At 68.3% G+C, this 19,920-nt stretch carries 18 protein-coding genes; 14 read left to right on the top strand and 4 right to left on the bottom strand.

Annotation, left to right across the window (positions count from 1 at the left end):
* Window positions 1-3: 3 nt before the first annotated feature.
* Complete coding sequence (locus BJP32_RS14530) at window positions 4-702, bottom strand: MarC family protein (protein ID WP_003166626.1); 699 nt, start codon at window positions 700-702, stop codon at window positions 4-6.
* A 98-nt stretch (window positions 703-800) separates the two neighbouring features.
* Here BJP32_RS14530 and pyrF point away from each other — a divergent pair, with 98 nt between their 5' ends.
* Entirely contained in the window at window positions 801-1,523 is a 723-nt protein-coding gene (gene pyrF, locus BJP32_RS14525) for an orotidine-5'-phosphate decarboxylase (RefSeq protein ID WP_076224624.1), read from the top strand.
* Between the two features lie 81 nt (window positions 1,524-1,604).
* Here pyrF and BJP32_RS14520 read toward each other — a convergent pair whose 3' ends face one another.
* On the bottom strand, window positions 1,605-2,423 hold the full coding sequence (locus tag BJP32_RS14520) for a hypothetical protein (protein ID WP_076224622.1): 819 nt from the start codon (window positions 2,421-2,423) through the stop codon (window positions 1,605-1,607).
* A gap of 253 nt (window positions 2,424-2,676) precedes the next feature.
* Entirely contained in the window at window positions 2,677-2,859 is a 183-nt protein-coding gene (locus BJP32_RS14515) for a DUF1674 domain-containing protein (protein ID WP_095046073.1), read from the bottom strand.
* A 169-nt stretch (window positions 2,860-3,028) separates the two neighbouring features.
* On the opposite strand from BJP32_RS14515, the gene htpX reads away from it, so the two are divergent.
* From htpX to infB, 7 genes are all read left to right on the top strand, one after another.
* Complete coding sequence (htpX, locus tag BJP32_RS14510) at window positions 3,029-4,030, top strand: zinc metalloprotease HtpX (protein WP_046652878.1); 1,002 nt, start codon at window positions 3,029-3,031, stop codon at window positions 4,028-4,030.
* 176 nt (window positions 4,031-4,206) lie between these two features.
* A complete protein-coding gene (gene trmB, locus BJP32_RS14505) occupies window positions 4,207-4,938 on the top strand; it encodes a tRNA (guanosine(46)-N7)-methyltransferase TrmB (RefSeq protein ID WP_046652762.1) in 732 nt (243 codons plus the stop codon).
* Between the two features lie 90 nt (window positions 4,939-5,028).
* Window positions 5,029-6,930 carry a methyl-accepting chemotaxis protein gene (locus tag BJP32_RS14500; protein ID WP_046652763.1) on the top strand — a complete coding sequence of 634 codons (1,902 nt, stop codon included), beginning with the start codon at window positions 5,029-5,031 and terminating at the stop codon, window positions 6,928-6,930.
* Between the two features lie 167 nt (window positions 6,931-7,097).
* Window positions 7,098-7,706 carry a ribosome maturation factor RimP gene (rimP, locus tag BJP32_RS14495; RefSeq protein WP_076224621.1) on the top strand — a complete coding sequence of 203 codons (609 nt, stop codon included), beginning with the start codon at window positions 7,098-7,100 and terminating at the stop codon, window positions 7,704-7,706.
* Window positions 7,706-9,442, top strand: a complete 1,737-nt coding sequence (gene nusA / locus BJP32_RS14490) for a transcription termination factor NusA (RefSeq protein WP_076224619.1) — start codon at window positions 7,706-7,708, stop codon at window positions 9,440-9,442. Before rimP ends, nusA begins: the two co-directional genes overlap by 1 nt.
* A gap of 18 nt (window positions 9,443-9,460) precedes the next feature.
* The gene (locus tag BJP32_RS14485) at window positions 9,461-10,135 is read left to right on the top strand and encodes an RNA-binding protein (protein ID WP_046652765.1); all 675 of its coding nucleotides are present in this window, start codon (window positions 9,461-9,463) and stop codon (window positions 10,133-10,135) included.
* A gap of 110 nt (window positions 10,136-10,245) precedes the next feature.
* Window positions 10,246-13,221, top strand: coding sequence for a translation initiation factor IF-2 (gene infB / locus BJP32_RS14480; protein WP_076224618.1), 2,976 nt, complete (start codon window positions 10,246-10,248; stop codon window positions 13,219-13,221).
* A gap of 90 nt (window positions 13,222-13,311) precedes the next feature.
* Here infB and BJP32_RS14475 read toward each other — a convergent pair whose 3' ends face one another.
* Window positions 13,312-14,058, bottom strand: coding sequence for a cyclopropane-fatty-acyl-phospholipid synthase family protein (locus BJP32_RS14475; RefSeq protein WP_046653041.1), 747 nt, complete (start codon window positions 14,056-14,058; stop codon window positions 13,312-13,314).
* Window positions 14,059-14,197: 139 nt separating this feature from the next.
* Between BJP32_RS14475 and BJP32_RS14470 the strand changes: the two genes are divergently transcribed.
* From BJP32_RS14470 to pnp, 6 genes are all read left to right on the top strand, one after another.
* On the top strand, window positions 14,198-14,728 hold the full coding sequence (locus tag BJP32_RS14470; RefSeq protein ID WP_076224616.1) for a hypothetical protein: 531 nt from the start codon (window positions 14,198-14,200) through the stop codon (window positions 14,726-14,728).
* An 11-nt stretch (window positions 14,729-14,739) separates the two neighbouring features.
* A complete protein-coding gene (locus tag BJP32_RS14465) occupies window positions 14,740-15,444 on the top strand; it encodes a DUF2459 domain-containing protein (protein ID WP_233126854.1) in 705 nt (234 codons plus the stop codon).
* A gap of 66 nt (window positions 15,445-15,510) precedes the next feature.
* On the top strand, window positions 15,511-15,963 hold the full coding sequence (rbfA, locus tag BJP32_RS14460; protein ID WP_046653043.1) for a 30S ribosome-binding factor RbfA: 453 nt from the start codon (window positions 15,511-15,513) through the stop codon (window positions 15,961-15,963).
* 3 nt (window positions 15,964-15,966) lie between these two features.
* Window positions 15,967-16,899: a tRNA pseudouridine(55) synthase TruB gene (gene truB / locus BJP32_RS14455; protein WP_046653044.1), complete on the top strand. Its 933-nt coding sequence runs from the start codon at window positions 15,967-15,969 to the stop codon at window positions 16,897-16,899.
* Between the two features lie 12 nt (window positions 16,900-16,911).
* Window positions 16,912-17,181, top strand: coding sequence for a 30S ribosomal protein S15 (gene rpsO / locus BJP32_RS14450; protein ID WP_003166644.1), 270 nt, complete (start codon window positions 16,912-16,914; stop codon window positions 17,179-17,181).
* 259 nt (window positions 17,182-17,440) lie between these two features.
* Complete coding sequence (pnp, locus tag BJP32_RS14445) at window positions 17,441-19,669, top strand: polyribonucleotide nucleotidyltransferase (RefSeq protein ID WP_076224615.1); 2,229 nt, start codon at window positions 17,441-17,443, stop codon at window positions 19,667-19,669.
* Window positions 19,670-19,920: the final 251 nt, after the last annotated feature.

Genomic DNA, 19,920 nt, shown 5'->3' with positions numbered 1-19,920 from the left:
CATTTAGTGCCCGCCGGAGGGGTAGGGGGTGGTGACGCCCGCGCTGAACATCCCCGGCAGGGCCTCGCCCAGACCCATCAGGATGAACTGGATCGCCAGGGCGCACAGGATCAGGCCCAGAACCCGCACCACGATGGCCATGCCCACGTCGCCCAGCAGGCGGCTGATCGGGCCGGTGGCGGCGAAGCACAGGAAGGTGACGACGCAGGCGGCGACCATGGCGGTCAGCGACGCCGCCGTGCCCGCCGCGCCCAGCTTCTGGGCCTCGCCCGCCTGGATGATGATGGCCGAGATGGCGCCCGGTCCGATCATCAGGGGAATGGCGAAGGGCACGATCAGACGCTTGAACCGGCGCTTGGCGTAGCCGCGCACGTCCTGGGCGTCGGTCGCGGCGTCGGCGTCGGCGAAGATCTTGAGGAAGTCCTCGCGGGCCATGTCCAAGCCCAGCAGCAGCAGCAGGATGCCGCCCGCGATGCGGAAGGCGGCCAGAGAAATGCCGAAGAACTGCAACAGGCCCAGGCCCGTGAAGAAGAAGAAGCCGAGGAAGACCGCCGCGAAGGCGCAGATCATGGCCGAGACCGTGATGCGCTGACGCAGGGAGGCGCCCGCCGTAGCCGCCGCGAAGATCGGCACATTGCCGATCGGGTCCAGCAGGGCGAACAGCGCCACGAACAGGTTGACCCCCAGATCGACCGCGTTCATTGCTTGCCCCCGCCTTAGAAAACCCGCCGCGCGACCGCGACCCCTTGTCTCACCTATCGGGGCATCCGCGCGCGCCTGCAAGCCGCCGAGAGCCGGAAATGTCAGCAGACCGTCCCAATCGCCCCTTCGACCCGCGCGTCATCTGCGCCCTGGACGTGCCGACGACCGATGAGGCGCGCGCCCTGGTCGAACGGATCGGCGATGCGGTCGGCTTCTACAAGGTCGGGCTGCAGCTGTTCGCCTCGGACGGCATGGGGCTGGCGCGCGAGCTGAAGGCGTCGGGCACCCAGGTGTTTCTGGACTGGAAGCTGCACGATATCGGCGCGACGGTGGAGAAGGCGACGGCGGTGCTGGCGAACGCGGGCTGCGACCTGCTGACCGTCCACGCCCGGCCCCAGGTGATGGCGGCGGCGGCGCGCGGCGCGGCGGGATCGGAGCTGAAGATCCTGGGCGTCACCGTCCTGACCAGCCTGACCGACGACGATCTGAAGGCGGACGACCACAGCCTGTCGGCGGCCGAACTGGTGGAACAGCGGGTGCGTCAGGCGTTGGAGGCTGGAATCCACGGCGTCGTCTCCAGCCCGCATGAGGCGAGCCGCGCGCGTGAAATCGCGGCGGGGGCGGGTCGCGAGGACTTCCTGATCGTGACGCCGGGCGTGCGGCCCGCAGGCGCGGCCATGGACGATCAGGCGCGCGCAGCGACCCCGGCCAGCGCCCTGCAATCGGGGGCGACCCATCTGGTCATCGGCCGTCCGATCACCGCCGTCGCCGATCCGCGCGCGGCGGCCCAGGCGATCACCCAGGAGATCGCCCTGGTCTGAGGCCTATGGGCTTGATCCGTAAGGGGTCTGCTTCACGTGAAACAAGGAGGGCGGCGTCTGCGGACGCCGCCCTTTTTCGTATCAGCCGCGTTCGCCGCGTTCCTGGCGGTAGGGCCGCTCGGTCGGAGACGGCGGCGCCGGCGGGGCGGGCGGCACGGCGTAATAGCCCTGGTCGAAGTTCACGACCGGCGGAGCGGTTTCGACGCGCGGCGGCTCGACGTAGACGTTGGGGCGGGCCACCTCGACCTGGGCCGGGGCGACGCGCACGTCGGCGGCGGCCACATGGACCGGCGGCGGCGCCACGTGGACGCGGGCCGGTTCGACGTAGACCGGGGCCGGCTGCAAATAGACCGGCGGCGATTCCACATAGACGGGCGGTTGCGAGACATAGACCGGCGGCTGGCTGACGTAGACCGGCTCCGAACGGTAGTAGACGGGCTGGGGCGGCGGGCCGCAACGGCCGCAGTCCTGGCCGTATCCGCCTTGATAATAGCCCTGCTGGTAATAGCCGCCGCCGCTGTACTGACCGCCGTAACCGCCATAGCCGTAGCGCGCCCAGGGGTAGCGGCCGTAGCCGTCGACCGGATAGCCGAAGGGCATGGAGCGGGTGACGCCGGAATAGGCGTAGCCGCCGTGCTGGATCGGCGGCTGTGACGGAGCGATCACGACCGGCGGACGAACTCCGGCGCCGCCGTAGCCGTAACCATAGCCGTAGCTTTCGATCGGGCCGTAGCCGCCCTGCCAGCCGGTGTCGCTGTACCAGGTCTGGGCGCGGGTCTGGATCACGGGACCGCGGGCGTAGCCGGCGGCGGCGTTGTATCGGGCGCCGGCCTGATGAGCCTCGGCCGCTCCGGCGATGAGGATCGCCGCGCCTGCGGCGGCGTAGAATAGAGCCTTCATGGCTGCGCTCCTTGTTTCAGCCGTAAAGGTTAATGCGGATCTGGCCGGAGCGTTCACTATTCTCCCGTCAAGGGAACCGGGAGGCCGCATCGGCGGGAGGCATGAGGCGTCCAGACCGCCTTCGCTCAGGCAGCGAGTCGCTGCGCGGCGAGCGTTGGCGCTCTACCAGCTCAAGCAGCGAGCCGCCGCGCGGGGAGCGCTAGCGTCCTAACCAGCTCAAGCAGCGAGCCGCCGCGCGGTGAGCGCTAGCGCCCTAAAAGTCCACTGCTAGACCCTTCTTCTCCCAGTCGCCGAAACGGGTGGGCTCCGGTCCCTTGCGGCCGCCGACCTCGTTCGGAAGCGCGGCGGCCTCCTCGGCGGCGCGGCGTTCGGCCGCCTCCAGCAGGGCGCGGCGGGCGGCCTCGTTCAGGGGGCGCTCGGACGTGGCGTGGGGCACGTCGGCGTTGAAGGCTTCCTCGGGGGAAGGTTCGGTCGGGTGTTCAGTCGGGGGGGTGGGCTGTTCGGTCACAGGTCGCCTGCCTTGAGAGCGGGGATACTGGGGCTCAAATAGACGTTCCGGCTGAACACGCCACCCCTTGAAGTCCGACAGCGCGACCGAAGCCCGTATGAACCATCTGAAGACATTCGCCCTGCTGGCCGTGATGACCGCCCTGTTCATGGGGATCGGCTATCTGATCGGCAAAGGGCCCGGCATGGCGATCGCCCTGGTCGCGGCGGCGGGCATGAACCTGTTTTCCTATTGGAATGCGGACAAGATCGTCCTGAAGATGTACCGCGCCCAGCCGGTGGACGAGACCCACCCCAACGCCGTGGTGCGCGCCTATGTCGCCGATGTGAAGCAGATGGCCGGCGACGCGGGCCTGCCCCTGCCCAACATCACCATCATTCCGAACGATCAGCCGAACGCCTTCGCCACGGGACGCAATCCCCAAAACGCGGCGGTGGCGGCGACGACCGGCCTGCTGGACATGCTGACGCGCGAAGAGATTCGCGGCGTCATGGCGCACGAGCTGGCCCATGTGAAGAACCGCGACACCCTGACCATGACGGTCACGGCGACGGTGGCGGGCGCCATCGCCATGCTGGCCAACTTCGCCCTGTTCTTCGGCGGCGGGGACGACCGCGAGCGGCCGGGCGGCATGATCGGGACCATCGCCCTGATGCTGCTGGCGCCGATGGCGGCGGGTCTGGTGCAGATGGCCATCAGCCGCACCCGCGAATATGAAGCCGATCGCGTCGGCGCCGAGATCGCCGACGACCCTCAGGCCCTGGCTTCGGCCCTGCAGAAGATCGAGGCCTATGCGCGCGGGGCGGTCAACGCCCCGGCCGAGCGCAATCCGGCGACGGCCCATATGTTCATCATCAATCCGCTGAACGGAAAGGGGGCGGACAATCTGTTCTCGACCCACCCGGCCACGGGCAATCGCGTCCGCGCCCTGATGGAGCTGGGCGCGAAGATGGGCATGGGCGGGCGCGTGCGTCCGGCGGCGGCCTTCGTGGCGCCTGCGCCTGTCGCGTCCAGCACGTCCGCCGCGCCGGTCCGGGGGACCAGCGTGCCGACGACCGACGACGCCCCCGCCGCGCCGCCGCGCGGGCCGTGGGGCTGAGGCTTCCGCAAGTATGGGGCTTTGCGTGCGCGGGCTTAAGCCGCTAGAGCGAATATCTGTGTTCAGTTGGACGAGTGTCCAACTGAACACAGATATTCGCTCCAAGCATAATTCTGGACCATTGTTCTGGGTTCAGTCGATTTCGACTGAACCGAAAATGGTCTAGAGCGCGCGCCATGACCGACGAGACCGATCCCAAACCGTCCGACGCCGACCGCCCTGAATGGGCCAAGGCGCATGGCCCGCTGCGCTCCTTCGGGCGCATCAAGTCGCGGCCGATCAAGGCGAAGCAGGCGGCCCTGTTCGACACCCTGATGCCGCGCATCGTCGTGCCGGACCCGGCCAAGGGGCCGATCGACCCTCAAGCCCTGATGCCCGGCGCGAAAGCGGCGTGGCTGGAGATCGGCTTCGGCGGCGGCGAGCACCTGGCGGCCCAGGCGGCGCGCCATCCCGAGGCGGTGATGATCGGCTGCGAGCCCTTCCTGAACGGCGTCGCCTCGGCTTTGCGTCACGTCGAGGAAGGCGGGCTTCAGAATGTGCGGCTGCACGCCGACGACGCCCGCGCGGTGATGACGGCCCTGCCGGACGCCTCGCTGGACCGGGTGATGATCCTATTCCCCGACCCCTGGCACAAGGCGCGCCACAACAAGCGCCGCTTCCTGCAGGACGAGACGGCGGTGGAGATCGCCCGCCTGCTGAAGCCGGGCGGCCGCGTGCGTTTCGTCACCGACTGGCTGGACTACGCCGACTGGGCGCTGGAGCGGCTGGCGCGTACGCCGGGGCTGGGGCGCCGGGAGACGGGCGCCGACTGGTTCGCCGCGCCCGAAGACCACGTCGTCACCCGCTATGAGGAAAAGAAGCTGGGCGACACCGATCCGATCTTCCTGGAGTTCGAACGCCTGGCCTGACGCCGCGGCATACGTGTTTCTACGAACGGCGGTTTTCTTTGTGTTTACCCCCGTCCGTCACCCTGGCTCTGACAGTCAGGGGGATGATCTATGGGTGGTTTGACGATCAGCGGGCGGGTGAACCTGCTTTCGGTGCTCGCGGTGGCCGGACTTCTGCTGGTCGCGGGCCTGTCGTTGATGAAGCTTGACGGCGTGCTGCGAGATGAGATCGCGGACCGCACCCAGAAGACCGTCGAGGTGGCCCATAGCGTCGTCGCCCACTATCACGCCCAGGAGCAGCTGGGCGTCATGACTCGCGCCCAGGCCCAGACCGCCGCCCTGTCGACCCTGCGCGCCCTGCGCTACGGCCAGGACGACTATTTCTGGGTCAACGACATGCACCCGCGCATGGTCATGCATCCTTTCAGCCCGCAGCTGGAAGGGCAGGATCTGAACGCAAAGACCGACGCCGACGGCGTCTTCATGTTCCGCGAGATGACCGAGGTCGCCCGGCGCGACGGCGGGGGCTTCGTCAACTACCGCTGGGCCAAGCCGGGCCAGCAGGAGCCTGCGCCCAAGGTGTCCTATGTTCAGGCCTTCAAGCCGTGGGGCTGGGTGATCGGCTCGGGCGTCTATACGGATCAGATCGTCGCTACCGTGGGACGTGCGGCCCTGGCTCTGGGCGGGATGGCGCTCGCCGTGGCGGTCGCCGTGGGCGCCGCCGGATGGTTCCTAGGGCGATCGGTGGCGCAGCCGGTGGTGGCCTTGGCCGCACGGATGAAGCGCCTGGCGGACGGCGACAGGACGACAGCCATTCCGGGCCTGGCGCGGCGTGACGAGATCGGGCGGATGGCCGGCGCCCTTGAGGTGTTCCGCGACGCCGCCCTCGCCAACGACCGCCTGGAGGCCGAAGCTGCGGCCCAGCGTCAGGCGGCCGAAGAGGAGCGCATCCGCGTCGAGGCGGAAAAGGCCAAGGCCGCCGAGGAGGACCGCATCGCCATCACCGCCCTTGGCCAGGGCCTGAACGCCATGGCGTCGGGCGACCTGACCCATCGCATGACGGTGTCGGTGGCGCCCAAGGCGGAGCAGCTGAAGGCCGACTTCAACGCCGCCATCGCACAGTTGGAAAGCGCCGTGGCGGCGGTCGTGGCCAATGTCGCGGCCATCCGTTCGGGCTCGAACGAGATTTCCGAAGCGTCGGACGACCTGTCGCGCCGCACCGAACAACAGGCGGCCAGCCTGGAAGAAACGGCGGCGGCTCTGGATCAGATCACCGCCACGGTGAACCGGACCGCCGACGGCGCCCGTCAGGCTTCGGGCGTGGCGCATTCGGCGCGCGACGACGCCGAGGGCAGCGGCCAGGTGGTGCGCGACGCCGTGGAGGCCATGAGCCGGATCGAGGCGTCGTCCAACCAGATCGGCGACATCATCGGGGTGATCGACGAGATCGCCTTCCAGACCAACCTTCTGGCGCTGAACGCCGGCGTCGAGGCGGCGCGCGCGGGCGACGCCGGCCGCGGCTTCGCCGTGGTGGCCTCCGAAGTGCGCGCCCTGGCCCAGCGTTCGGCCGAGGCGGCCAAGGAGATCAAGGCTTTGATCTCGGCCTCCAGTCAGCAGGTCGGCGCGGGGGTGGCCCTGGTCGGACAGACGGGCGAGGCCCTGCAGCGCATCGTCGGCCGCGTGGCCGAAATCGACGGCCTGGTCGCGGAGATTTCGGCCTCGGCCCAGGAGCAGGCGACAGGCCTGCAGCAGGTCAACACCGCCGTGAACCAGATGGATCAAGTCACTCAGCAGAATGCTGCGATGGTCGAGGAATCGACGGCCGCCAGCCACTCCCTGGCCCAGGAGGCCGACGTCCTGGCCGCCTCGGTGGCGCGTTTCCGCATCGGAGGGGCTGTCGCGGCCGAGCCTTCGCCTGCGCCGGCGCCTCGGACCATTGCGGTGCTGAAGACCGTCGGTCGCGGCGGCGCCGCTCGGCTGCAAGAGGTCGAGGACGACTGGCAGGAGTTCTGACCGGACGGCCTGATCGTATGGCCGTGATTGGCATGGGGTGACGGCGGGGGCTGACACGGCCCCCGCTTTCGCCTATATGACCGCTCACATCGTTAGACCGACGTCCAACGGCGTCGTATCAAGCGGCGGCCCGGACGGACCGTCGCTTTTGTTTTTGGAGTAGCCGCTTGCGGGCCAAGACCGCCGAAGACCGTGCTCTGCTGGAGCTGATCGACCCCGTGGCCGAGAGCCTGGGGCTGGCGGTCGTGCGCGTGCGCCTGATGGGCGGGACGCTGCGTCGCCGCCTGCAGATCATGGCCGAGCGCCAGACCGACCACGACATCTCGGTCGAGGAGTGCGCCCGTCTGTCGCGCGCCGTGTCCGAGGTGCTGGACGCCGCCGACCCGATCTCGGGCGAGTATCTGCTGGAAGTCTCGTCGCCCGGCATCGATCGGCCGCTGACGCGCCTGATCGACTTCGACCTGTTCGAAGGGCTGGAGGCCCGCATCGAGACCGACCGCATGGTCGAGGGGCGCAAGCGCTTCAAGGGCGTCGTGGCCGGGACCGAGGGCGAGAACATCGCCATCGATCTGGACGGCGAGGACGAGACCGCCCTGATCCCCTTCGCCTGGCTGGCCGACGCCAAGCTGGTGCTGACCGACGAACTGCTGAAACGCGGCGCGGCCCTGCGCGCGGCGCGCGGCGAACCCGAAGACGACGGCCTGCCCCAAGATACGTCTGGGGGCGCGCCCGACGCTGAACAATCCAACTCCGACTCCACTAAGGACGACGCCTGATGGCCGTGACCGGAATCTCCGCCAACCGTCTGGAACTGCTCTCCATCGCCGACGCCGTCGCGCGCGAGAAGAACATCGACCGGGAGATCGTCATCGAGGCGATCGAGGAGGCGATCCAGAAGGGCGCCAAGTCGCGCTATGGCGCGCACCACGACATCCGCGCCCAGATCGACCACAAGACCGGCGAGCTGAGCCTGACGCGCCACGTCACCATCGTCGCTGACGACTGGCAGCCGGAAGACGAGCTGGAAGAGTTCAACGACAGCGCCATGGTGCGCCTGCGCGACGCGCTGAAGCGCGACGCCGAGGCTGAGGTCGGCAAGGAATACGTCGAGATCCTGCCGCCGTTCGAGTTCGGCCGCGTCCAGACGCAGATGGCTCGCCAGGTCGTGACCGGAAAGGTCCGCGAGGCCGAGCGCGCCAACCAGTACGAAGAGTTCAAGGATCGCGTCGGCGAGATCGTCAACGGTACGGTCAAGCGCGTCGAATACGGCAACACCATCGTCGACCTGGGCCGTGGCGAAGGCATCATGCGCCGCGACCAGTCGATCCCGCGCGAGGTGTTCAACGTCGGCGACCGCGTCCGCACCTACATCTACGACGTGCGCCCCGAGGCCAAGGGTCCGCAGGTCATGCTGTCGCGCGCCCATCCCGGCTTCATGGCCAAGCTGTTCGCCCAGGAAGTGCCGGAAGTCTACGACGGCGTGATCGAGATCCGCGCCGCCGCCCGCGACGCCGGTTCGCGCGCCAAGATGGCCGTCCTGTCGAACGACAGCTCGATCGACCCCGTCGGCGCCTGCGTCGGCATGCGCGGCTCGCGCGTTCAGGCGGTCGTCGCCGAACTGCAGGGCGAGAAGATCGACATCATCCAGTGGAACGAGGACGAGCCGACCTTCATCGTCAACGCCCTGGCCCCGGCCGAAGTGGCCAAGGTGGTGCTGGACGAAGAAGCCGACCGCGTTGAAGTCGTGGTGCCGGACGAGCAGCTGTCGCTGGCCATCGGCCGTCGCGGCCAGAACGTCCGCCTGGCCTCGCAGCTGACCGGCTGGCAGATCGACATCATCACCGAGTCCCAGGACTCCGAGCGTCGCCAGCGCGAGTTCGCCGAACGCACCGCCCTGTTCCAGGAAGCCCTGGACGTGGACGAGACGATCGCCCAGCTGCTGGTCACCGAAGGCTTCGCCACGGTCGAGGATCTGGCCTTCGTCGAGGCTTATGAAATCTCCGAGATCGAAGGCTTCGACGAGGACACGGCCGAAGAGCTGCAGACCCGCGCCCGCGAACACCTGGAGCGTCAGGCGGCCGAGCTGGACGCCAAGCGCGTGGCCCTGGGCGTCGAAGACGGCGTTCTGGAAGTGCCGGGCGTGACCGCCGCCATCGCCGTCGCCTTGGGCGAAGGCGGGGTGAAGACGGTCGAGGATCTGGCCGACCTGGCCACCGACGAAATCCGCGGCGGCTATGAAGTGCGCGGCGGCGAGCGCGTGAAGGTTCCGGGCGTGCTGGAAAGCTTCAATCTGAGCCAGGAAGACGCCGAAATGCTGATCTTGCAGGCGCGCGTGGCCGCTGGCTGGATCGACGCTTCGGAACTGCCTCAGCCGGAATACGTCGAGGAAGAAGCTTTCGAGGAAGAGGCCGAAGCTGAGGGCGATGAAGACGCCGTCGCGGCTGACGCTGACGTCGACGCTGATGCAGAGGCCGCTTCCGGCGACCTCGACGATCAGTCCCGCGACATGTGATGGGAGCCGCAGCCGTCCATGAGGTCGTCCGAGACGTTGATCGATAGGGATCGTCAGGACCTGGCGTCGCGCCAGGCCCTCGATGAATCTCGTCTGATCCGTTTCGTGGCGGCCCCGGACGGGGCGGTGGCGCCCGATCTGGGGCGCAAGCTTCCGGGGCGCGGCCTGTGGGTCGCGGCCGACCGCGCCTCGCTTGAGGCCGCGATCAAGAAGAACCTGTTCGCGCGGGCGGCCAAGGCGCCGTTGAAGCCCGCCGCGGACCTGCCTGATGTGGTCGAAAGCCTGCTGGTTCGGCGCTGCCTGGACCAGCTGGGTCTTGCCCGGCGCGAAGGCGTGCTTATCTCTGGGTTCGAGAAATGCGCTGCGGCGATCCGCAGCGGCCGCGCCGCCTGGCTGATTGAAGCCGCCGACGGCTCGGCCGATGGGCGCGGCAAGCTTCTGGCCCTCTCCAGACACGCCTCGCCCGCCCCCGAAATCTGCGGGGCTTTCAGCGCGGACGATTTGAGTTTGGCCCTTGGGCTGGAAAATGCGATACACGCCGTCCTGCTGCAAGGCGGGCGGGCCGATCGCTGGACCATGGAGGTTCAGCGGCTGGCGGGATTTCGACCTCTCTGTCCCCAGAGCTGGAACCGGGCGGGGCCCGAACACGGCGCAGAGGACGACCGGAGCGCGGCTCCGGAAGGAGAGCCTTAGGGTTTGAGCGGCTGCGGGCCTGTTTCCGAAACAACGGAGGCGGGGCCGCATTCTGCTATGGGTGATTGAGAGACGAAGGCGGAATTCTCCGCCCTGAGTAAAGCGACCGGATGAGCGACGAAAACAACAATTCCAACGACGGCAAGACTCCTGCCAACACGCCTTCGCAAACGGGGCCGCGCGCGCCGTTGAGCCTGAAGCCGCGTGCGGCGGGCTCGGTCTCGACCGGCACGGTGAAACAGAGCTTCAGCCACGGCCGTTCCAAGACCGTCGTCGTCGAGACCAAGCGCCGCGCTGGCCCGCAGGGCGGGCATCAGCGTCCGCAGGGCTTCGACGTCGCGCGTCCGCGCCCCGAAGGCGGCGCGCCGCGTTCGGCCGCGCCGCGTCAACCGGCCGGCGGCGCCCTGTCGCCCGAGGAACAGGAGGCGCGTCGCCGCGCCATCGCCCTGGCCACGCAACAGGCCGCCGAGCGCGAACGCAAGGCGGTCGCCGCCAAGGCCGCCGAGCGCCAACAGGCCGCCGCCGTCGAGGCCGCCGCCGCCAAGGCCGCGGCTGAAGCCGCCGCCGCCAAGGCCGCAGCCGAGGCCGCCCGCGTGGAGGCCGCCAAGCTGAGCGCAGCGGCGCCCGCCCCCACGCCGGCCAAGCCTGCCGCGCCGAAGGCCGAAGCGCCCAAGGTCGAGGCTCCGAAGGTCGAAGCCAAGCCTGAGCCGGCCAAGCCGGCGGCCCCGGCCGCGCCCAAGCGCCCGACCGTCAACTTCGGCCAGCGCGCGCCCAAGATCCCGACCGGCCGCGCGCCGCTGGAGCGTCCCGCCTTCGGCGGTCGTTCGGCTCGCGAACAGGCCATGGGCGACGGCGAGCGTCCGCAGGCCCGTGAACAGGCGCCGCGCGAAGGCGGCCGCGAGGGCGCCGAGCGTCCTGCGCGTCCGGCCCAGACCGTCCGCTATTCGGCGCTGAACCCGCGTCCGGCCCCCGGCGCCCGCACCGGCGCGCCCGGCGCCTCGCGTCCCGGCGCCCGTCCGGCCCCGAACCAGCCTCCGGCCCAGCCCGAAGTGGCGCGTCCCAGCCGCGCCGGCGGCGGTTTCGCCCGTCCGGCCACCGGCCGCGAGGACGATCGCGAGAAACGTTTCGCCGACAACGCGCCCGGCAAGGCCGTCAGCCGCACGCGCGGCGAGCCCAAGCGCCGCGAAGGCCGCCTGACCATCCATTCGGTGGCGGGAGGCGACGAGGACGCCGTCGAGCGCATGCGCTCGCTGGCCTCGGTGCGCCGCGCTCGCGAACGCGAGAAGGAAAAGCGCCGCGGCGGCTCGACCGAGACGCCGAACCGTCCGCGTGAAGTGGTCATCCCCGACACCATCACCGTCGGCGAACTGGCCAACCGGATGGCCGTGCGCGGCGTCGACATCATCAAATTCCTGATGCGTCAGGGCCTGATGATGAAGATCAACGACGTGATCGATTCCGACACCGCCGAACTGGTGGCCGAGGAATACGGCATGGCCGTCAAGCGCGTGTCCGAATCCGACGTTGAAGAAGGCTTCATCGCCGACGCCGACGACGCCGACGCGGGCGAGATCCGCCCCCCGGTCGTGGCCATCATGGGCCACGTCGACCACGGCAAGACCTCGCTTCTGGACGCGTTGCGCACCACGGACGTGGCGGGCGGCGAAGCCGGCGGCATCACGCAGCACATCGGCGCCTATCAGGTGCGCCTGGCCGACGGTCAGCGCATCACCTTCCTGGACACGCCGGGCCACGCGGCCTTCTCGGCGATGCGGGCGCGCGGCGCCAACGTCACCGACATCGTCGTCCTGGTCGTGGCGGCCGACGACGGCGTCATGCCGCAGACGGTCGAGGCCATCCAGCACGCCAAGGCGGCGGGTTCGCCGATCATCGTGGCGGTCAACAAGATCGACAAGCCGGACGCCAATTCGCAGAAGATCGTCAACGAGCTGCTTCAGTATGAAGTCATCTCCGAGAGCCTGGGCGGCGACACTCAGATCATCGAGCTGTCGGCCAAGGAGAAGATCAACCTCAACGGTCTGACCGACGCCATCCTGCTGCAGGCCGAAGTCATGGACCTGCGCGCCAACGCCGACCGTTCGGCCGAAGGCGTGGTCATCGAGGCCAAGCTGGACAAGGGCCGCGGCCCGGTCGCGACCGTCCTGGTCAAGCGCGGCACGCTGAAGCGCGGCGACATCGTCGTGGCCGGTTCGGCCTGGGGCAAGGTTCGCGCCCTGCTGAACGAGCGCAACGAGCAACTGCCTGAAGCCGGTCCGTCGGTTCCGGTCGAGATTCTCGGCCTGGACGAGGCGCCGTCGCCGGGCGACGTCTTCGCCGTGGTGGAATCCGAGGCCCGCGCTCGCGAACTGACGGAATACCGTCAGCGCGTGAAGCGCGAGAAGACCCAGGTCTCGGGCGGTTCGCTGTCGCTGGTCGACATGATGTCGAAGCTGCAGTCCAAGAAGGTCAATGAACTGCCGGTCCTCATCAAGGCCGACGTTCAGGGCACGGCCGAAGCCATCGTCGGCTCGCTGGACAAGATGGGCAACGACGAGGTCCGCGCCCGCACCGTCTATTCGGGCGCCGGCGGCATCACCGAGAGCGACGTCAACCTGGCCAAGTCGGCCGGGGCGCCGATCCTGGGCTTCAACGTCCGCGCCTCGAAACAGGCGCGCGACCTGGCGGAGCGTGAAGGCGTCGAGATCCGCTACTACTCGATCATCTACGACCTGCTGGACGACATTAAGGGCGTGCTCTCGGGCATGCTGGCGCCGCTCCAGCGCGAAACCTTCCTGGGCAACGCCAAGGTGCTGCAGACCTTCGACATCACCAAGGTCGGCCGGGTCGCGGGCTGCCGCGTCACCGAGGGCGTGGTCCGCAAGGGCGCGCGCGTCCGCATCATCCGCGACGACGTGGTGGTGCTGGAGCTGGGCGTGCTCAACACGCTCAAGCGCTTCAAGGACGAGGTCAACGAAGTGCCTTCGGGTCAGGAGTGCGGCATGCAGTTCGCCGGCTTCCAGGACATCAAGGAAGGCGACTACATCGAGTGCTTCACCGTCGAAGAGATCAAGCGCACCCTGGACTAGAACGCTTGAGCCTCACGGCCTGAAACATGAAGGGCGCGGTTTCCACGGAAGCCGCGCCCTTTGTCTTTGGGGATGAGCGGGTGAGTGAGGTCACGCCTCGACGGCGGACTTCAACGCGCCATCCGCGAAGGTCAGGGTGAAGCGCTGAACCGGCGTCGCGTCGTTCGCCTGAAGCTCAATCTCCAGCCGTTCTCCGCACAGTTCGGCGCCGAGCAGGTCGACCTCAATCTCCCCCAGCCAGGCGCGGCCCGTGACCTGCTGATAGGTTTGCTCCAGCTCCAACCGGCACGGCGTTCCGTCGGCGCCCGTCCAGCTCCATAGACCTGCGACCGAGGCGGGAACCGTCCATTTGTAGATGTAGCCGTCGGCGACCTTGATCCGCTCGTCGGCCGGCCAGTCGCCCATGTCGAAGGCGTGGGAGACGATGCGGGCGCCGGGCTTCAGCTGGCTGAGCAGGCGCGGGCGCAACTGCACATTGATGGACTGAAGCAGATAGAGGCTGACCACGGTGGCCTCGCGGACATCGACGCTGAACAGGTCTTCCTCGCGGAAGTCGACCATGTGTTCGACCCCGGCCCAACCGGCGAACTCCATGGCGTCGGCGATCCGCAGGGGGTCGACGTCGACGCCGACGCCGCGCGCGTCGCGATCGCGGGCGGCGGCGATGACGATGCGTCCGTCGCCGCAGCCGAGATCATACAGACGATCGCCGGGACCGACGCCCGCTAGACTCAGCATGGCCTCGACCGTGTCCTCCTCGGTCGGCACGAAGGGCACGGCGAGGTAGTGATCCGGATCCTGGGCGTAGTTGTCGATGTCGAAGGGGTCTGTGAACACGGTCTTGGGTCATGTAGCGGGGGGAGGGGCATCATGACGGATCGACCGCCGTCTTTCCACTCGATGGGCTTCATCTGAAGCCCGCTTGGCCTTAGGGTTCGGCTCTATCGCGTCGGGGGGCGCTAATGAATGGGCCGCCATGCCTCGTCCTGACCTGTCTCTGCTGCTGATCGTCGCCGGCCTGGGCGCCCTAGCGACGCCGGCGATGGCCGATACTCGTTTCCTGTCCTTCGATGCGCGCGACCGCGCCACCCAGGCCCTGACGCGCGGGGTGACGCTGGAGGTCGAGCGCGGCTGGTTCGGCGCCACTTCGGTGAGGAACCTGTTCTCTTCGAGCTCGCGCGGGTCGGCGCGGTTCGAGCGCGGCGGGCCGGAACAGGTGCGCCGCGTCCTGCCGCAGGGGGCGGCGGACGGCGGGGTGTACAGCATCACGACCGACGGCGACGGCCGCGCCCTGTCGCGCGCCCTGTGCCCCGGCTCGGACCAGGCCTTCATCGTCGTCGGACGGGTGCGCGCAGGCCATCCCCTGACGATCGAGACGGTCGGGCGCTGGGCCGACGGTCAGTTCCGTCACTGCGTCACCTTGAACTACGACTATCGCGGCGAATGGGCGACGATGCAGGGCTCTTCGCCCGCCCGCGACGTCCCTGCCGCCTTCGGGACCAACTAGGCGGCGCGGAGGTGCTGATCCGCTGGAGCCTGGCTGTCCTGATCGGCCTGCTGGCCGGGGTGTGGACGGCGCAGCGGCCGGGCGATCCAGCGTTGTTCCCCGCCGCATCGTCGGAGACGGCGATCGTCGTCTATCTGCTCGACAACGGCTTTCACACCGACCTGGCCGTGCCGCGCGCGGCGCTGGCGGCGGGCGACGACGCCCTGGCGCGGGCGGTGCGGGCCCTGCCGCCGGGCGACTGGGTGCGGATCGGCTGGGGCGACTCCGTCTTCTATGTCGAACAGGGGGCGATCAGCGGCCGCCTGCCCGACGGGGCGCGGGCCTTCTTCAAGCCCGGCGGCAATCCTTCGGTGCTCATGCTGGACCCCGATCCGACCGATCCGGCGCTGTTCGCCGAGCCGGGGCGGGCGACGCTGCGCCTGTCGCCCCAGGGCTTCGCCGCCCTGCGCGCGCGGGTGGCGACGTCGCTGCGGCTGGATGAGGGCGGGCAGGTGGTGGTTTCGGCGCAGAGAGACGGCGACGACGCCGTCTTCTACGCCAGCGGCGAGACCTTCTGGGTCGGGCATCTGTGCAATCACTGGACGGCCGAGGTGCTGAACGCGGGCGGCCTGCCCATGCCCATGGCCCGCAGCTTGACCTCAGGCGCGGTGATGCGGGCGGCCCGGCAGGCGGAACAGAGTGCGGCGGAACTGGACTTGAGCGGCGCAGGCGACTAGACCCCGCCCCTTCGCGTTTCAGAGCCGGCGTCCGATCCCCGGCGGCGCGAGCAGGAGGAGCCCACGATGGCCCGCAAGCAACACACCCGCAACGCCAGCGGCCCGCTGGGGCCGTCGCAGCGCCAGCTGCGCGCCGGAGAACTGATCCGCCACGCCCTGGTCGACGTCATGCGCGAGCATGAGATTCACGATGAAGCCCTGGTCGGCGTCTCCGTCACCGTGACCGAGGTGCGGATGAGCCCGGACCTGCGCCACGCGACCTGTTTCGTCGAACCGCTGGGCGCCGGCGTCGACGCCGCCGAAACGACGGGTCACGAGAGCGAGATCATCAAGGCGCTGAACGACCATGCCAAATTCTTGCGCGGTCAGCTGGGTCGCCGCATCGACATGAAGTTCACGCCGGACCTGAAATTCCGCCACGACGAGAGCTTCGACACGGCCAGCCACATGGACCGTCTGTTCAATGATCCGCGCGTGCGCGCCGATATCGAACACGCTGACGACCAGGGCGAAGACTGAGTTATGGCGCGACGCAAGAAGGGCGATCTCGTCAACGGCTGGGTGTGCCTGGACAAGCCCTATGAGATGGGTTCGACCGAGGCGGTGACGAAGATTCGTCGCCTGTTCAACGCCCAGAAGGCGGGCCATGCGGGCACGCTGGACCCGCTGGCCTCGGGCATACTGCCCATCGCGCTGGGCGAGGCGACCAAGACGGTGCCCTTCATGATGGAGGCGCAGAAGGTCTATCGCTTCACCATCCACTGGGGCATTTCGACCGACAGCATCGACCGCGAGGGCGAGATCATCGCTCGTTCCGACGTGCGCCCCTCGGTCGAGGCGGTGAAGGCCGCCTTGCCGTCCTTCGTCGGCGAGATCGATCAGACGCCGCCGGCCTTCTCGGCCGTACGGGTCAATGGCGAGCGCGCCTATGACCTGGCGCGGGCGGGGGTCGAGGTCGAGCTGCAGTCGCGCCGCGTGACCATTCATGAGGCGGCGGTGACGGCCGCGCCGGACGCCGATCACGTCGAGATCACGATGCGCACGGGCAAGGGCGTCTATGTCCGTTCGCTGGCGCGCGACCTGGCGATCATGCTGGGCGCCGAGGGCCATGTCTCGGACCTGAGGCGCGAGCGGGTGGGGCCGTTCTCGGTCGACAACGCCGTAACGCTGGATTTTCTGGAAGAGTTGGCGCATAAGGGCGCCGCCTTTGAGGGCTTGCTGCCCGTTTCGACCGCTCTGGACGACATCCCGGAGTTGGCCGTGACGGATCAGGACGCCCTCTCTCTGAGGCAGGGACGGCCGATCGTTCTGCTCCCCCGACAGATTGAAACCCTCAAGGACCGGCTGCCCGCCGGCTCGCGGCTGGTTTCGGTCTTCGAGGGCGGAACCCTGGTCGCGCTCGGCAATCTCAGGGCCGGTCGGCTTGAACCCGATCGTGTTTTCAACCTCCCATAACGGAGAACTCTGATGTCGATTACGGCTCAACGTAAGGCTGAAGTCATCGCCGACAACGCTCGCTCGACGGGCGACACCGGTTCGGCGGAAGTCCAGGTCGCGATCCTGACGGAACGCATCGCCAACCTGACCGAGCACTTCAAGACCCACAAGAAGGACAACCACTCGCGTCGTGGCCTGCTGAAGCAGGTTTCGCAGCGTCGTCGCCTTCTGGACCACCTGAACAAGACCGACAGCGCCCGCTATCAGGCGCTGATCGCCAAGCTGGGCCTGCGTCGCTAAGGCGCGCCCGGTTGCGGATCGGATAATTCCACGAGGCGCGGGCGGACACGTCCGCGCCTCGTTCCGCTCCTAGACTACGCTTTCCCGCGCGCCGCGGGTCTTACCGGCGCAACCGACGCGAGGGCCTTGAATCCGGTCCTCAATCACCCGCCCGGCCGCGATGTCGCGGTCAGGTCAACGGGGACCGTTAAGGACTGAACGGCCTGACGCTCCGCACACCCCCGACGGGAATACGCCCGCGGGAGACGAAAGACGAAACATGTTCGATATCAAACGCAAGACGATCGAGTGGGCCGGACGCCCCTTGACCCTCGAGACGGGCCGCATCGCCCGTCAGGCCGACGGCGCCGTGCTGGCGACCTACGGCGAGACCGTGGTCCTGGCCACCGTCGTCTACGGCCGTCAGCCCAAGCCGGGCCTGGATTTCTTCCCCCTGACGGTCAACTACCAGGAAAAGACCTTTGCGGCCGGCAAGATCCCGGGCGGCTACTTCAAGCGTGAAGGCCGTCCGACCGAGAAGGAGACCCTGGTCTCCCGTCTGATCGACCGCCCGATCCGCCCCCTGTTCGTCAAGGGCTTCAAGAACGAGACCCAGGTCATCGTCACCGTGCTGCAGCACGACCTTGAGAACGATCCCGACATCCTGGGCATGGTCGCCGCCTCGGCCGCTCTGACCATCTCGGGCGTGCCCTTCATGGGCCCGATCGGCGCCGCGCGCGTCGGCATGATCGACGGCGAACTGGTGCTGAACCCGGCCATCGACCAGATGGGCGAAAGCGCCCTGGATCTGGTCGTCGCGGGCACGCAGGACGCCCTGATGATGGTCGAATCCGAAGCCAAGGAGCTGTCGGAAGAGAAGATGCTCGAGGCTCTGATGTTCGCGCACGCGGGCATGCAGCCGGTCATCGACGCCATCATCGACCTGGCCGAACACGCCGCCAAGGAGCCGTTCGACTTCCAGGCCGAGGACCACTCGGACGTGGTCGCCTCGATCAAGGCGCTGGTCGGCGAAGAGATCAAGGCCGCCTACGCCCATCCGGGCAAGTATGACCGCCGCTCGGGCGTCGACGCCGCCAAGAAGAAGGCCGCCGAGGCCCTGGTGAAGACCGACGAGAAGCCGGAAGGCGTCGACTCGTCCAAGTTCTCGGCCGCGTTCAAGGAATGCGAAGCCGACGTCCTGCGTCGCGACATCATCGAGAACAGCCACCGCGTCGACGGCCGCGCCCTGGACAAGGTCCGCGCCATCGTCTCGGAAGTCGGCGTCCTGCCGCGCACCCACGGTTCGTCGCTGTTCACGCGCGGCGAAACCCAGGCCCTGGTCGTCGCCACCCTGGGCACCGGCGAGGACGAGCAGTACATCGACAGCCTGACGGGCACCTACAAAGAGTCCTTCCTGCTGCACTACAACTTCCCGCCCTATTCGGTCGGTGAAGCGGGCCGCATGGGCTCGCCGGGCCGTCGTGAAATCGGCCACGGCAAGCTGGCCTGGCGCGCCATCCGCCCGATGCTGCCGTCGAAGGAAGACTTCCCCTACACCATCCGTCTGGTGTCGGAGATCACCGAGTCCAACGGCTCGTCCTCGATGGCCACGGTCTGCGGTTCGTCGCTGGCCCTGATGGACGCCGGCGTGCCGCTGGCCCGTCCGGTCTCGGGCATCGCCATGGGTCTGATCCTGGAGCCGTCGGGCGAGTTCGCCATCCTGTCGGACATCTTGGGCGACGAAGATCACCTGGGCGACATGGACTTCAAGGTCGCGGGCACCTCGGAAGGCATCACCAGCCTTCAGATGGACATCAAGGTCGCCGGCATCACCAAGGAGATCATGCAGCAGGCCCTGACGCAGGCTTCGGCCGGTCGTCTGCACATCCTCGACGAAATGTCGAAGGCGATGGAGGCTCCCCGCGCCGAGCTGGGCGAGTTCGCGCCCAAGATCGAATCCATCAAGATCGCGGTCGACAAGATCCGTGAAGTGATCGGTTCGGGCGGCAAGGTCATCCGCGAGATCGTGGAAAAGACCGGCGCCAAGATCGACATCGGCGACGACGGCACCATCAAGATCGCCGCCAACGAGCAAGAGAAGATCGAAGCCGCCAAGGCCTGGATCCAATCCATCGCCTCGGAGCCGGAAGTCGGCGCCATCTACACCGGCAAGGTCGTGAAGGTCGTCGACTTCGGCGCCTTCGTGAACTTCTTCGGCGCCAAGGACGGCCTGGTCCACGTGTCCCAGATCGCCCTGGAGCGCGTCGCCAACCCGGCCGACGTCCTGTCGGAAGGCCAGGAGGTCAAGGTCAAGTTCCTGGGCTTCGACGATCGCGGCAAGACCAAGCTGTCGATGAAGGTCGTCGATCAGGAAACCGGCGAGGACATCACCGACAAGATCAACGCCGAGCGCGCTGAACGCGGCGAAGCCCCGCTGTCGGAAGACACCGGCGGCCGTCCCAAGGGCGACCGCAACGGCGGCGACCGCGGCCGTCGCCGTCGCGACTAAGCCTCGGCGTCATTGCTGAACTGAAGAAGGCCCCGGCGGAGCGATCCGCCGGGGTCTTTTTGTGCGCTATCGCTCGCGACGCGGTCGCTCTCTGTTTGAGCGCGCTTTCTCCTTTCCTATGAAGGGGAGGGAGAGGATCAGCCCTTGCACTCTTTCGGCGGGGTTTCGCCGTCGCGGGTCCACATCGCGCAGGAACGATCGATCTCGCCCTGGATCAGGTCGCAGGGGTTGGAGGCGTGGCAGGGCGGGCG

Source organism: Brevundimonas sp. ZS04, from assembly GCF_001956865.1.
In the GTDB taxonomy this organism is placed as follows: Bacteria; Pseudomonadota; Alphaproteobacteria; order Caulobacterales; family Caulobacteraceae; genus Brevundimonas; species Brevundimonas diminuta.
The sequence above is the reverse complement of the archived record's forward strand: the minus strand, read 5'-3'. Positions and strand labels throughout refer to the sequence as shown.

Bases quoted from the DNA above. Each gene is read 5' to 3' on its own strand.
- BJP32_RS14500 (WP_046652763.1), top strand. From the start codon at position 5,029: ATGGGTGGTTTGACGATCAGCGGGCGGGTGAACCTGCTTTCGGTGCTC.
- BJP32_RS14470 (WP_076224616.1), top strand. From the start codon at position 14,198: ATGCCTCGTCCTGACCTGTCTCTGCTGCTGATCGTCGCCGGCCTGGGC.
- infB (WP_076224618.1), top strand. From the start codon at position 10,246: ATGAGCGACGAAAACAACAATTCCAACGACGGCAAGACTCCTGCCAAC.
- truB (WP_046653044.1), top strand. From the start codon at position 15,967: ATGGCGCGACGCAAGAAGGGCGATCTCGTCAACGGCTGGGTGTGCCTG.
- pyrF (WP_076224624.1), top strand. From the start codon at position 801: ATGTCAGCAGACCGTCCCAATCGCCCCTTCGACCCGCGCGTCATCTGC.
- htpX (WP_046652878.1), top strand. From the start codon at position 3,029: ATGAACCATCTGAAGACATTCGCCCTGCTGGCCGTGATGACCGCCCTG.
- trmB (WP_046652762.1), top strand. From the start codon at position 4,207: ATGACCGACGAGACCGATCCCAAACCGTCCGACGCCGACCGCCCTGAA.
- BJP32_RS14485 (WP_046652765.1), top strand. From the start codon at position 9,461: ATGAGGTCGTCCGAGACGTTGATCGATAGGGATCGTCAGGACCTGGCG.
- rbfA (WP_046653043.1), top strand. From the start codon at position 15,511: ATGGCCCGCAAGCAACACACCCGCAACGCCAGCGGCCCGCTGGGGCCG.
- rpsO (WP_003166644.1), top strand. From the start codon at position 16,912: ATGTCGATTACGGCTCAACGTAAGGCTGAAGTCATCGCCGACAACGCT.
- BJP32_RS14530 (WP_003166626.1), bottom strand. From the start codon at position 702: ATGAACGCGGTCGATCTGGGGGTCAACCTGTTCGTGGCGCTGTTCGCC.
- BJP32_RS14520 (WP_076224622.1), bottom strand. From the start codon at position 2,423: ATGAAGGCTCTATTCTACGCCGCCGCAGGCGCGGCGATCCTCATCGCC.
- nusA (WP_076224619.1), top strand. From the start codon at position 7,706: ATGGCCGTGACCGGAATCTCCGCCAACCGTCTGGAACTGCTCTCCATC.
- pnp (WP_076224615.1), top strand. From the start codon at position 17,441: ATGTTCGATATCAAACGCAAGACGATCGAGTGGGCCGGACGCCCCTTG.